Origin of the sequence: Pseudoalteromonas sp. T1lg23B (assembly GCF_002964665.1) — a bacterium.
Taxonomy (GTDB): domain Bacteria; phylum Pseudomonadota; class Gammaproteobacteria; order Enterobacterales; family Alteromonadaceae; genus Pseudoalteromonas.
Genome location: NZ_PQBZ01000034.1, coordinates 1361892 through 1375017, shown reverse-complemented (window position 1 = coordinate 1375017; position 13126 = coordinate 1361892). Strand labels below are relative to the sequence as shown.

At 43.7% G+C, this 13126-nt stretch carries 11 protein-coding genes; 3 read left to right on the top strand and 8 right to left on the bottom strand.

Annotated features, from left to right (window positions below; translation table 11 throughout):
- Positions 1-18 precede the first annotated feature (18 nt).
- The gene (locus C2M32_RS14750; protein ID WP_105169074.1) at positions 19-711 is read left to right on the top strand and encodes a hypothetical protein; all 693 of its coding nucleotides are present in this window, start codon (positions 19-21) and stop codon (positions 709-711) included.
- 13 nt (positions 712-724) lie between these two features.
- Here the strand turns inward: C2M32_RS14750 and C2M32_RS14745 are convergent, their stop codons facing one another.
- Positions 725-1459 (bottom strand): substrate-binding periplasmic protein, encoded by a 735-nt coding sequence (locus C2M32_RS14745; RefSeq protein WP_105169073.1) that lies wholly within the window; start codon positions 1457-1459, stop codon positions 725-727.
- A gap of 258 nt (positions 1460-1717) precedes the next feature.
- Positions 1718-2074, bottom strand: a complete 357-nt coding sequence (locus C2M32_RS14740) for a RidA family protein (protein WP_105169072.1) — start codon at positions 2072-2074, stop codon at positions 1718-1720.
- 353 nt (positions 2075-2427) lie between these two features.
- On the opposite strand from C2M32_RS14740, the gene C2M32_RS14735 reads away from it, so the two are divergent.
- Positions 2428-4677 (top strand): cytochrome c peroxidase, encoded by a 2250-nt coding sequence (locus C2M32_RS14735; protein WP_234401303.1) that lies wholly within the window; start codon positions 2428-2430, stop codon positions 4675-4677.
- A gap of 74 nt (positions 4678-4751) precedes the next feature.
- Here C2M32_RS14735 and C2M32_RS14730 read toward each other — a convergent pair whose 3' ends face one another.
- The 5 genes from C2M32_RS14730 to C2M32_RS14710 all read right to left on the bottom strand — a co-directional run bounded on the left by C2M32_RS14730 (position 4752) and on the right by C2M32_RS14710 (position 10484).
- Complete coding sequence (locus C2M32_RS14730) at positions 4752-6419, bottom strand: hemolysin D (RefSeq protein WP_234401302.1); 1668 nt, start codon at positions 6417-6419, stop codon at positions 4752-4754.
- A gap of 217 nt (positions 6420-6636) precedes the next feature.
- Positions 6637-7824, bottom strand: coding sequence for a DUF1624 domain-containing protein (locus tag C2M32_RS14725; protein WP_158678230.1), 1188 nt, complete (start codon positions 7822-7824; stop codon positions 6637-6639).
- A 393-nt stretch (positions 7825-8217) separates the two neighbouring features.
- A complete protein-coding gene (locus tag C2M32_RS14720; RefSeq protein ID WP_105169069.1) occupies positions 8218-9486 on the bottom strand; it encodes a Xaa-Pro dipeptidase in 1269 nt (422 codons plus the stop codon).
- Positions 9487-9583: 97 nt separating this feature from the next.
- Complete coding sequence (locus C2M32_RS14715; RefSeq protein ID WP_105169068.1) at positions 9584-10198, bottom strand: 1-acyl-sn-glycerol-3-phosphate acyltransferase; 615 nt, start codon at positions 10196-10198, stop codon at positions 9584-9586.
- 28 nt (positions 10199-10226) lie between these two features.
- Positions 10227-10484: a helix-turn-helix domain-containing protein gene (locus C2M32_RS14710; protein WP_070993288.1), complete on the bottom strand. Its 258-nt coding sequence runs from the start codon at positions 10482-10484 to the stop codon at positions 10227-10229.
- 259 nt (positions 10485-10743) lie between these two features.
- Here C2M32_RS14710 and C2M32_RS14705 point away from each other — a divergent pair, with 259 nt between their 5' ends.
- Complete coding sequence (locus tag C2M32_RS14705) at positions 10744-11469, top strand: XRE family transcriptional regulator (protein ID WP_105169067.1); 726 nt, start codon at positions 10744-10746, stop codon at positions 11467-11469.
- Between the two features lie 43 nt (positions 11470-11512).
- Here C2M32_RS14705 and C2M32_RS14700 read toward each other — a convergent pair whose 3' ends face one another.
- Positions 11513-12658: a S8 family serine peptidase gene (locus C2M32_RS14700; RefSeq protein WP_234401301.1), complete on the bottom strand. Its 1146-nt coding sequence runs from the start codon at positions 12656-12658 to the stop codon at positions 11513-11515.
- Positions 12659-13126 lie beyond the last annotated feature (468 nt).

Here is a 13126-nt window from a genome sequence, read left to right as displayed (position 1 = left end):
TAAATTTTTGGAGTTGTTATGGAGCAATCAATGATGCTTGTTGGTCATATCGTGGCTGGCACAATCGCCATATTTGCAGGTTATATTGCGTTGTTTTCGCAAAAGGGTGGCAAGCGACATATCAAAGCGGGTCACTGGTTTGTTGCTACTATGGTACTAATGACGATATCTGGCGTCGTGGTGGCCTATATTAAACCTATGACCATATCGGTGATCGCCGGTGTTTTTACACTTTATTTAGTACTCACTGCGCTAGCAGTATTTAGGGGCGAAATGCAAAGAAACAGTGGTTTAAACTATGTACTGATGTGTGTCGCTCTGACAATCGGGTTATATGGCTTCTATTGCGTGTATTTGGTGAGTCAGTCACCAATGGGGCGTTTCCAAGGGTTTGCTGCTGAGCCTTTCATCATGTTTGCTGTAATTGCCATAGTCAGTGCTGTGCTGGACTTTCGCTACATCAAAGTTAAAGAAATCAGCCAACGTTCGCGGTTGACGCGTCATGTATGGCGCATGTGCTTTGCGATGTTTATTGCTGTGGGCTCGTTTGTGGAGCAGGGGTTAAAGCGTGTATCAGAGGACATTCGTCACTTTCCTTTAATTGAATACGCAGATCTTATTATTTTATTGCTTATGCTCTATTGGCTCGTTCGTGTGAACCGGTTACTGCCAAGAGCAAAGCAAAAATTATTAAAACGAGCAAAAAGCTAATGGGCGTTATTTATTAGTGGGCTGCTAATTGACTCAGTTGTTGGTAGCGGCCATCAAGCTTCATAGCTTTAAGCACATCAGCAAGTTGATCGGCAAGCTCAGGATGATGTTGCTTGTTGATATAGGTGTGTAGGTTTATTTCAACTAACGGAGGGCTGTGGATTTTTATCTCATTAAATAACCGCGCCGAGCTTTGCATTAAGCGCTGTGCGGTCGCTTTACTGGTCACGGTGATATCGGCCCTACCTGCGAGGATAAGTTCAATGGCTTGGTCAAAGTCGTCGACTAAGATCACATCTTTAAAACGGCTTTGGTTTTTATCTAAAAAAGCGGTGCCTCTTTCATAGGCGATGGTATAGCGCTTCATACTTTGCCAACCATTGACCACCACATTTGCTCTACCGATGACGGATTGATCAATCGTGGCAATGGCTTCGTTGACTCGTGTTAAATTGGGATAGGTTGAAAGGTCTAAATCACTGACTCTGAATAGCTCACCGTCTACTTTTCCCATATTCGCCCAGCTCAAACTGCGTTTGCTCGGTAGCGTCATCACCGTGAGCGTGTAGCCAAGCTCAGCCAAGGCAACGTGCAGCACTTGTACTGTTTTTTGATATAATGGCGTTCTTGGGTCGTTAGTGGTGGCCAAAGTAAACGGTGTTAATGTTTCACTCTGAGCCTTGATTACAGGGCTAAAAAAACCATGTATAGATAAAAAAGCAACGACCAGAAAATACAGCTTTCTCAAGGTAGCTCTTTCTGTTGGCAACAATAATAGTCAGTATAGGCGGTTTTTATTTCGAGTTTGTAGTTTGCGGTGAATGCCTAGATATGTGTTGTAGCGTTAGTAAGGGGACTTTTGAGAGGAATGGGTTGACTAAATTTGCAAGGCAATGCGTGCATAACGTGTATCATGCACAAAATTAGTCAGCTTTATAGTTGAGAATGAAGCTCGCAGATAGCCTGGAGACATCACTCTCTAATTAACTAAATATATTAGTAAACACTAACTTTCTTTAACCGCGGCAACCACCGAAACTTCTACCAATAGCTCAGGGCGCGCCATTGCGGCTTGCACACAGGCTCTGGCAGGGGCGTGGCCCTCCGGCACCCAAGCATCCCATACCGCATTCATTTGCGCAAAATACTGCATATCACTGATGTAGACCGTCGCGCTCAGCAAGTGGTACTTATCGCTGTTGGCTTGAGCGAGTAAATCATCCACTTTGGCAAGCATGGTTTGAGTTTGTTCGGTGATGTCTTTGCTGGCGTCTTCACAGACTTGTCCGCATAAATAAACGGTGTTGTTGTGGGTAACAATTCGGCTCATGCGCTGGTTGGTGTGTACTCTGGTGATCGTCATAAATGCTCCTTGGAAAACCTCTAGTTTACACATGCCTTTTTTACCTTGGATAGCGTTTTATCGTCTTGAGTGTAGGCTGTTTGGTTATATATCATGATTTTTCGATTGTTAGATAAAAAAACATTCGCAGACAAAGTTAACCATAAGTTAACCTTTCTTGTAACTGGCTCATAAACCATTGCTATTTATGGTGTTGTTTTTTCTGGTTATTTATGATTTTTGACAAATAAATCATTTAAAAACAGTGTGTTGTATTTAATTTTGATTTGTTTGTATTTAGTATTTTGCAAATGTAAATTTTTTGGGTTAGTTTTCGGGGTTGAGATCATTCTCAAATTACAAAGGAAACTAACATGATAACAATGAGAAGACGGATTGCTTTACTGATCAGCCTCTGCGTAGTTGCCAGTGAGGTGGCTGCCAGTGATGTACTTCCATCCGAAGAACCGGATTTAGATGCCAAACTCGCGCAGTTGATCGCACAGCATGAATTAACGGGAGATTTAACCACCGGCGCCAATATTCCCGCCGTAGATGACCCCGAAGTACAACTTGGCAAACTGCTATTTTTTACCAAAGCGCTCAGTGGTAACAAAGATGTCGCATGCGCTAGCTGTCATCATCCCTATTTAGGAGGAGGAGATGGTCTCGCGTTGCCAATTGGTACGCTGGCAAAAGATGAGGATGTACTGGGACCGGGCAGAGAAACCTTGACCGATAATCTTTACATACCTAGAAACTCCCCCACTGTTTTTAATGCTTGGACTGAAAAACGTAGCTTGTTTCGCGATGCGCGTGTTGAATTTTTGGATTGGTTAAACCCCGAACGAGGGATTAGTACGCCAGATGTTCCCTATGAGCAGGCTGACCCGAAAGCGGGAGACAGCTTATTACAAGCGCAGTCTCGTTTTCCTGTGATCACCGCTTCCGAAATGCGCGGTTTTGACTTTATGCAGGGGCAATCCAACGAGGCGGTTAGGGCACATTTAGCAGCACGCATTGGCGACTATGGCAGTGGTCAGGGAGAGTTGTTTAAGAACAATTGGCGAGCGCATTTTGAAAAGGTGTATGGTGCAAGCACTTCACCCGGTGAAGAGGTGGTCACCTTTAACAATATCACCAAAGCGATTGCCGCTTACGAAAAGTCCATGAATTTTACCAACAACCCTTGGTTTGCCTATGTTCGGGGTGATAAGTCTGCTATCACTGAGTCACAAAAGCGTGGTGCGTTCTTGTATTTATATTTACCGCCCCCTCCATCGGATGGCGGTGAGCCACCAACGGATATTCCTACGCAGTGTGTTGGCTGTCATAACACCGACAGTTTTACGCAAACCAAGGTATCTAACTATCATCGCCTAGCGTTTCCACAAATTGGCCCAGGTACGGGGGCGGGAGAGACGACAACCAATGATCTTGGCCGTATGCATCGCAACAACAGTGAAGCCGATAAGTTTAGCTTCCGCTCTGGGACATTGTTAAATATCGAAGTGACCGCGCCATATGGGCATGCAGGTAATTACGATACCCTTGAGCAAGTAATGGATCATTACAATGATTATCGCGCCAAATTACGCGATTATTTTGATAACAAAGGTTGGTGTCAGCAGGCGCAATTTAAGCATCGAGAGGATTGTGAGTCACTATTCGTTGATGCTGAGATAAACACCGAAGAAGCCGCCAAAATCGTAGATTTTGAAATATCTGACGGGGCCCCTGTGTTGGTTCCACTGGAGCTCAGTGAGCAAGATCTCACCGACCTTGTTAATTTCATGAAAGCGCTGACAGATCCGTGTGTAAAAGATGCGGCCTGTCTACAAGCGTGGTTACCACAACCACATGAAGGCGACCCTGATGGCTTACAACTGCGAGCCAAAAATGAGCTCGGCGTACCACTTTATCTGCCTGCTAATTGTTTAGAGGGGGATACCGCAAGCTCTGGAGATACTTTGAAGCTTGACCAAGCGGAGTGTGTCAGCGGCAAGATGCAGTACTTTAAGGTACAGGTTGAACATGACAACACGACCTTATATTTGAGTACCCGAGGCGCACAAAAAACCACCCGCTTACTATACAACCCACGACAATGGGCAACGGACAATAATGCGTTGGTGCGTTCGAAACCTGTAAGCGCTGAACAAGTACTGACCGTTACGCTAAACAAGGGCACTCACTATGTGTCAATCGTAGACTCTAAACCTTATCAATCGGTGATGTTGGCAGCAAGCTATGACAGTGCGCTCAGGGAGGCCACGAAGAAACCAAAAGCGTTGCCCGACATGTGCAAGTCTATGCCACCACTCAATTATGGCCAATTATTTGATGCACAGCCGGTCTGCGCGGGCGCGGGAGATAGCCATTTCTACATCAAGATAACGGAGCCTGATAGCCAAGTAGAAATTCGTACTCGCCATGGTTTTGGCAACACCAATTTATATGTTGGACAGTTTTGGCCAAGTCGCAATTTTTACGACTTCTCATCACAGCATTTAGGCAGTGATGAGTATCTCAGACTCGATGGTTTACAACCCGGTTGGTATTTTGTATCAACACTGGGGGAGGGAGCCAATTATGGCACTACAATCGAGGTAGATATCAAATAAGTTCTTTAAATGCAGAACGTTAAAGAAAGGTGATGGCAAACTCAGTGCCTGCCATCGCCTTTATTTGCGTTTACTTACTGTTGGTTGAGGATCCATTTCGCTGAGCTGTGATGTGGCTCGCCATGACGATTGAGGTGTATGCTGTTATCGCTACTATCGAGCCAGAAATACTGTTGCCAATAGGTGTTTTTAATATTCCAAACACCGCCTTGATAAATAAGCTGATAGGCAGATTGGCGCGGTGAATCAACGAGCTTGGCATAACCAGATGACGTTGCGCTGTAGCTGAAAAACAGCTCAGGATTCTGTTTGCTTCTTAAATAAAATGCACCATCCGATGTAGGGACTTTGATAAATTCAGTGGCAGTCCCAGAGGTGGCGACCAATCTGGCGTCATTGCTGAGGCCATTTTGTGTGTGGACAGGTTGGCCGTTTAGCGCAGATTTGAAACTAACTGTTTGGCCCTTGTCGGCGGCTTGTTGAGGCGCTTGCCAATCACTTGGTGGTGTTTTCCAAGTAAGTGACTTCCAGCGCCAGTTATAAGGCATGTCCATGTGTGGGTCAAAGAGGTCTTCATAGCCAGGTTCAGCTTCAATATTATATAAACATTGACGGCGCTCGGCATCGAGTTGAGCCACACGTTCAGCTTGGCTACTGGTGCCGACATTAAGCTCAAGCATACATTCTTCCAGTGTTTTACCCGGCCCCGTTTCATTAGGTGCAAGCACATAGGTGTGATCGCGATGTTGTTGATTGTCATACCAGTTCAGCATGGCTTGTTCATCAAATGATAGCCAATTGTCTACGAGCGTTTGTGCTTCTAATCGAGCGACCTGCTCTCTTTGCTCTGGGTGCACAGCCATCGTACGAATAAATGCGGCCCATAGATCTTTACTGGCTTCAAGCGCAACCAATGCAACTGGTTTCATGCTGCTGATTTTATAGCTATTCCAACCTGAGTCTAGGCGAGTATTTTCATGCCAGATCACATCGCCGCTGCTAAAATTCAACACATCTTTTGTGTCGTGGCTATGTTGCTCGGCACCTTCGGAGCACAAGTAAGCTTTAACCTGCCACACTTTTTCGTAGTTATCTTGAGGTAGCCTAACGGTATGTTCAGGGCTAAATGAGTCTTGGAATAGGTGAACTGCGCGACCAAACAAAAAGTAGTTATGATCAACATCAGCCAGCGCGGAGTAGCCGCCGCCATCCCAGACCTTGATTCGTTTTTGCTGTGCCGTTGCAGCGTCTACAAAATGTTGAATAAAACGTTGCTGACCACGGCGAGCCGCGTCTACACCACCTTGACCTGCAACATCATCATAGCGGCGCATAAAGTGATCTTGTTGTAAATCCGCTGGTTCTTGAGAGATAGCGCTGAAGCAATTTGGGCCGGTTGGATCAATACTGGCATTAGACACATTGAACCCGGCAATATCAACCCAGCGTTCGCCCACAATTGCGGCATACACATTATCAAAGCGAGGTTGATAATTGGTGTTGTTATTGGTGTTTGCGCTGATCTTTGAGATTTCACTGTAGGCACTACTTAGATCGGTATTTTTCGCTAAGCCATATTGCCATGTTGGACGAGGATCGTTGGGATCTGGGCTAATAATATGCTCAGCATCTAATAACTCCAAAGCGGCTGTGCGTGTTAGCCACTCATGGCCCATTGGCATAATACCGCCGCCACCTAGTTGCGTAAAAGCAATACTATTGGTTGATGTTGTTATAGCCATTAATAGGCAAAAGCTGGTTTTTTTCATTGTGTTTCCCGTGTTATTAATGATTTTTTATTAGTAAACACATGCTGGAGTGTTTACGCGGGAAACACTAAATTATTTAACTGAATATTACAAATTTTTTACTATAAAGGTTTAAAATTCACTTTTGTTCCTTTAAAGTAATTATTGTCTTTTTAATGGGGGCAAAATAATGCCCTCCATCAGCTTGGATTTACAAATAACTCAAGATTGCATTGTTAGATTGTCGTTTAAGATTGGCATAGTGTTTACACGGGTAGTACAAGGCGAAAAGTAGCAGTAGCCAAACCGCATAGGTTAGCCACAAACTGGGCTGATAGCTTGCTGGTAAGTCACCTGACGCAAAAAACATATTGATAGGTTCACCAAATTTTTGCCAGGTATATAGGTGGGCAAAACCATTGATGATGGGCACATGAACGACGTAAAAAAACAGCGGTACGGCGCCGAAAACTTTAAGCCAACTAAGGTAGCTATACAGCTTGTGTTTGGTGTTAAGCTTTTCTAATTGCCCCAATAAAATGAGTCCAGGTCCAAGAGTCATGAGCACGTATTGTAATGAGGGTGGATATTTATGGGTGTTTAGAAATGATAACAAGGAGGTAATAGGGTTATGTTGTGATTCAAACATGTACGGGTCGCCATACACGCCCGTAGCTCTGAGTATGACAAAGCTAATGATCAGACCCAATCCTAAATTAGTTAGGTAAGTGATACGCTTATACGGTTGCCACATGTAAACGTTCCCAACAACATACCCCAGAGCCATAACACTGAACCAAGGTATCAATGGATAAGCGACATAGACCGAAACGGCCATATCCGCAAAGTTAATACCGCCTTGTACGTGGAATATATGCCAAAGCCACCCAAGTGGCCCTAAGCTTTCTAATATTGCCGCATCATTAAGCGCATTGTGTAGTATGAGAAAAGGTAGGGTTAGCATAAGGATCCATTTAGCACTCATAGTAATAAGAAGTGACAGCAATACCATTGAGCAACCAATAACCCAGATCACTTGCAATACAATGGTGTTGTAACTCACCTGCCAGCTAGGTGTGATCAGCGCAATTTCTAAGATGATGAGCCAGACACCACGGGTAAATAAGAAGTATCGCAACTGCTTTGAATCTTGTACTTTTTGTGCATATAAAAAGGCGCTAACACCTGTCAAAAAGACAAACAGTGGGGCGCAAAAATGGGTGATCCAGCGGGTAAAAAACCATGCCCAGTTAGTCATTTCTAAATCGGTAGGAGAAAAAGGCGTCACTCCCCAATAGTTTCTTGTGTGATCTAGCGCCATTAGAATGATGATTAATCCACGCAGTAAATCAATTGATAGTAATCTGGCAGGCTGCTCGTTGTGTACTGTATGTTCCATGGTTGTTGACCTTTGTTTGCTGTCCTTTTTAGCTTTTACCACGCAGTGGCTAGGCGGTTTATGTATAAGCGTAGAGTAAATTGGGCTGTTGTAAAATAACTGTAAATTAAGGTGGCGAGTAAACGAGATCAAAGTTTGCTTAAAAGCACCAGATATAGGATGTGAACTACTTGAGGTGGTTAATTTATGTACTAGAGCTGAGTTTTTACTCAACTTCATTCAGCGTGCATTTCAATGTTCTGTCATTCTTCGCTTGCCACTGCTTGTTGCAAACATGATTATGAGCGCTGTTGATGTGCTTATATCAAGTTACCTCAATGATGAAAAATCGAATATCAGAGGCGCAATAAAGACGTAAATTACGCCCCTGAAGTAGAGTGGGTTGCAACGGGCTTATTGTTTGTAAACTTTACCGTCTTTCATCACAAAGCTGACGTTCTCCAGCGTTGCAATATTGCGAAGAGGATCATCGTCAACCGCGATAATATCGGCAAGGTAACCTTCTGAAATCTTTCCTAAATCTGTTCGTTTGAGCAACGTTGCGCTATTAATGGTAGCGGCTTGAATTGCTTGTAGCGGTGTCATACCAAATTGCACCATGCGAGAGAACTGTTTGCCGTTGTCTCCGTGAGGGTAAATCGCCGCATCAGAGCCAAATACCATGTTCAGCCCTGCTTTTACTGCACGGCGAAAACTCTCGCGCTGCGCCTTGGATACCTGTTTTTCTTTATTAATATTTTCTTCGGGAACGCCATTGGCTTCACCGAAGGCCAAGGTGTACTCGGTGTTATAAATATCACAGGATAAATAAGTACCATGCTTCATTGCCAACGAGATGGCTTCGTCATCCATGAAACTACAGTGTTCTATGCTATCTATTCCCGCGCGAATCGCTGCTTTAATGCCATTTGTTCCGTGGGCGTGCGCCGCAATAATGAGACCACGTAAATGGGCCTCTTCTGCTGCAGCTTGCAACTCTTGCTCTGAAAATTGTTGAACGCCAACCTTAGTGCCTTTGGAAAACACGCCACCTGTTGCGCATATTTTTATGGTGTTTGCACCATATTTTATATTTTCTCTCACCTTCGCGCGTACAGCCCAAGGCCCATCAGCGACACCCGCCGCGACTGATTTTTTCTCAGGGGCGCTAAAGTTGTCGTCACAATGCCCGCCGGTGATTGAAATGGCATTGCCAGCACTGTAGATTCTTGGGCCACTCACCTCTTGTGCATTGATGGCATCTCGAACCGCTATAACACTATAGCCCGGTGAACCAAGGTTACGTACAGTGGTAAAGCCCGCCATTAGAGTTGTGTGGGCATTTTTTACGGCTTTAACGGTTTTTCTTGGAATGGAATAATTCTGTGCGGCAAGAAAGTTATCAGATGGATCACCCGTTAAATGAACATGCATGTCCATTAATCCTGGCAACAATGTTTTATCGTCGAGGGTGATGACCTGTGCATCAGTTGGAATTTGTAATTCTCCTTGTTTGGCAATCTTGATGATGCGATTGTCTTTGATCAACAAACTTGGGTTATTGATACGCTGACCCGACTCCACATCAATATAGGCTTTTGCGTTGAGGACAGTCGTGTTTGCCAATGCCTGTCCACAAAGCAGCGCAAATGTGCAAAGAGAATAAGAGAGAGCTTTTTTCATATCGTATTATTTTATGTGTGATTGGTTTGTCCAGTATAGGCAAGGCTAAGTTCGCTGCGAGTATATTGCGATAAAATGAAACCATTGTGAGCTGGGCTTAATCTCCAGAGACCTGTTGTGGGTATTTGGCCATTGCTTTATCAAAGAGCTTACAGAACCGTTGTAACTCTTGTTCTATGTCGCCGTGAATATGCTGAGCAGGCATAATGACAAATTCTTTTTTGCTATAATCCAATGCCATCGGCACCACGGGGACTTTTGCTGACTTGGCAATATGTAAAAAGCCAGTTTTCCATTTCGGTGTTTTTTTGCGGGTTCCTTCAGGGGCAATACCTAAGATTAAGGCATCACTGTGGCTAAACACCTCGCTAATTTGTGCAACCATACCGTGAGCATGGCTTCGCTCTACTGGAATTCCACCCATTTTCTTCAATAGCCAGCCAATTGGTCCAACAAAAATGCTGTGTTTCCCTAAAAATTTAATTTCAATACCTAAACTCAGCTTGACAGAGATTGCCACAAAAAAATCCCAGTTTGAGGTATGGGGAGCGACGGCTGCAACAAATTTACTGTATTGTGGAAATTCACCGCTGATACGCCAACCTAGTATGCGTAGCATAGTCGTACCAAGTTTACGAGATAGCACCCCCGAAGTTCGAGGGATTTGCTCAGGCACCTTAATTAGGTTATCGGTCTCTTTTTTTTGTGTCATGATGTTATCTTGCTTTATTGGTTTGTTATTAGATTTGTTCGTTAGTGCGCATCATACCCAAAATCACATGGGCTACATCGAGAGAATAAACATCCTCTAGCAATCCTATCACGTCATTCCAGCGAGGGTTATATTCATTATTTTCCCAACGTCTAAGAGTTCGCTCTTCAATGCCATAACTGGCGGCCGACTCGGCTTGAGTATACCCTCGACACTTGCGGGCAAACTTTAAAATATCAGCCCCTTTGGGCGTGCGATTGGCTTGAATGTTAATCTGTGTAAGCATAATTTATAAATTCCTTCATTTATTACGCAAAAATACTAATGTCCAGTGAAATGCTTCATAAGTTGATGTATAATGCAGCACTAAATACGCATAGATTGAAATTGAAAGGGAATTCCCATAAGTTGTTGTGCGTATTTTTTTGAATTTTAGATCTAAAAATTACGCATTTCAATAATTATTTTGGCTTTAACGTCACTTTTGATTTGATCAGTGTCATGAAACGCGGGTTTTTACTCTTAATTAATAAGGGAAATCATATATGTATGAAAATTATAGCGATAACGCGGCGAGTGAAGAGGGAGGAGCTGCGTCATTCTCTGCGCGCGTAGAACAAGCCATTAAGCCAGACAGTATTCGTAATTTTGCGTCAAAAATTGGTGTTTCAGAAGGGACGCTGCGTAGAATTCTAAAAGGAGAAGATCCAAAACTGAGTGTTATTGAGCGGATTGCCAAGCAAGCAGGGGTGGATTTTATGTGGTTGGTGAAGGGGGTTGGTGAGGCGTCAAGCAAACGTGATGTTTCCCCGTTACTCAGTCAACGTGTTGTGAGTGTCGATGAGTTCGAAGAAGAATTTATCCTAGTACCTGGGTATCATATTTCAGTGAGTACCGGTCACGGAGCTTTTAATGGTGCGGCACGAATTGAGCGTCATTTAGCCTTTAGGAAAAAATGGGTAGATTATAAAGGGCTGGATAAGAGTCAGTTGGCGGTTGTGTTTGCCAAGGGCGATTCCATGGAGCCAACCATTCATAACAACAACACCATTTTGGTCGACTTATCAGATAAAAAGTTAAGTGAAGGGCTGATTTACGTGGTAAGACTCGGAGAAGAACTTTACGCTAAGCGATTACAGCAATACTTAGATGGCTCGGTTCGGCTCATTAGTGACAATAAGGAATATGTTGATCAGCACGTTCAACCTCATGAACTCGAACAATTAGAGATCATTGGTAAAGTTGTTTGGATTGGAAAAGACTTAGCTTAAAAAACGGTGCGCTATATTAGCGCGCCGTTTTGTCACTGGGAAATTAAAGATGAATGATGCTGTCAGCGTTACCATCTGGATCGTTAGTCGCTTTACCATCAACGCTTGGGTTACCATTACTCATCATGATAACAGCACATGCAGCTGGCGATGCCATTGACGTACCTGACATTGTTGTTGTGCCTCCACCTTTACGTGTCGACAGAATGCTCACACCAGGTGCTGCGTAATCTACCGGCGGGTTGCCATAGTTAGAGAAGCTTGCAAAACGGTCATTTGAATCGGTTGCTGAGATAGTATAAACGCGGTTATGTGATGCGCTCGCTGGAGAAACGTTACCAGCGTGTTGGCTTTCATTACCCGCTGCAACAACAAAGAACGCTCCTGATTGTTGTGCTGCATTTTCAACTGCATCGTTTAACTCTTGGTTAAAACCGCCACCTAAGCTCATATTTGCACAATCACCAGAACTTGCATTCGCTGCTACATGGTCAATACCTGCTAGCACACCTGACCAACTACCAGAACCACGTGCATCTAGTACTTTAACAGGTACAACTGTCGCGCCTGCAGCAACACCAACAACATCAATACCGTTGTCTAATGCTGCGATGGTGCCAGCTACGTGAGTACCGTGACCGTTACCATCATCAACACCCGCATTTCTACCTTTTGTGAATGCAGAGAAACCCTTGCTTGCATCAACATTTAAATCAGCATGGTCAAGGTCGATACCTGTATCGATAACCCAAGCTGTGTACTGGCTACCATCAACCGGACCGCCAACACGTGTTACGCTCCAAGGAGTTTGTTGTGCAGCACTGATATTTACCTCAGGCTTACCTTGAACTTTTGCAGGGCTCGCGTGTACTACGCCATCTGGAGTGAATCGCATAATGTCACTGTGACCTGCGAAGGCGGCTTGAGCCTTTTCACAGCTCATGTTTACAGCCATGCCTTTGATGCTGTTTTTATAGATATGCTTAGCTTGAGCGTTTGCTTTAGCAACCATGCCGCGGGCTTTTCCCTCAACATCAAACTTTGATACGCCATCATTAAAACGCACGATACACGTGTTAGCAATTTCCATATCAGCAGCTGCACCTTGGTAGCTAGGCTCTTGAGCCAATGAGCCAGTACTGGTAATAGCGAAGGCGATAGACAAAGTAAGAAGAGATTTTTTCATCATGTTGTTCCTATTTATAATTATTAGATTATTAACCTTTATTTAAAGGTTGTTACAAAGTTAGCCATTATTTAACAGTTGTCAAAGTCGAAATGGTAAAAAAATTTATATTTCCTTTTGTGGGTGCATAAATGATTTTTCTTATCGTTAAAAATACGGTTTTGTTCGATTTTTGTTATCCATAGCGTATTTTTTATGCTTATTTATAATAATTGAGCGTCTGGAAGTTTGAATGTATAGGAGTGTAATCATTGGTTTTTTTGGTATATTTTGGTTTTAATTTAGGCGCTGTTTAGTTGTTAGAAAGTTGCTCGATTGGCAATAGGCTTGTGCTCTAGGGTAGGCAGATAGAGCTTTGAATTTTAGCTATGCAATCAATCGGCTGTTAAAAAATGGAAGCAGTGCATTATCGACGGGATATTGTGTAACTAGGTGTTAGTTGCTAATTTGAGGCCTGAGTTAAGGAATTAG

Excerpts from the sequence above, each read along its gene's own strand:
- C2M32_RS14750 (WP_105169074.1), top strand. The coding sequence starts at position 19 with ATGGAGCAATCAATGATGCTTGTTGGTCATATCGTGGCTGGCACAATC.
- C2M32_RS14740 (WP_105169072.1), bottom strand. The coding sequence starts at position 2,074 with ATGACGATCACCAGAGTACACACCAACCAGCGCATGAGCCGAATTGTT.
- C2M32_RS14735 (WP_234401303.1), top strand. The coding sequence starts at position 2,428 with ATGATAACAATGAGAAGACGGATTGCTTTACTGATCAGCCTCTGCGTA.
- C2M32_RS14730 (WP_234401302.1), bottom strand. The coding sequence starts at position 6,419 with ATGGCTATAACAACATCAACCAATAGTATTGCTTTTACGCAACTAGGT.
- C2M32_RS14725 (WP_158678230.1), bottom strand. The coding sequence starts at position 7,824 with ATGGAACATACAGTACACAACGAGCAGCCTGCCAGATTACTATCAATT.
- C2M32_RS14720 (WP_105169069.1), bottom strand. The coding sequence starts at position 9,486 with ATGAAAAAAGCTCTCTCTTATTCTCTTTGCACATTTGCGCTGCTTTGT.
- C2M32_RS14715 (WP_105169068.1), bottom strand. The coding sequence starts at position 10,198 with ATGACACAAAAAAAAGAGACCGATAACCTAATTAAGGTGCCTGAGCAA.
- C2M32_RS14710 (WP_070993288.1), bottom strand. The coding sequence starts at position 10,484 with ATGCTTACACAGATTAACATTCAAGCCAATCGCACGCCCAAAGGGGCT.
- C2M32_RS14705 (WP_105169067.1), top strand. The coding sequence starts at position 10,744 with ATGTATGAAAATTATAGCGATAACGCGGCGAGTGAAGAGGGAGGAGCT.
- C2M32_RS14700 (WP_234401301.1), bottom strand. The coding sequence starts at position 12,658 with ATGATGAAAAAATCTCTTCTTACTTTGTCTATCGCCTTCGCTATTACC.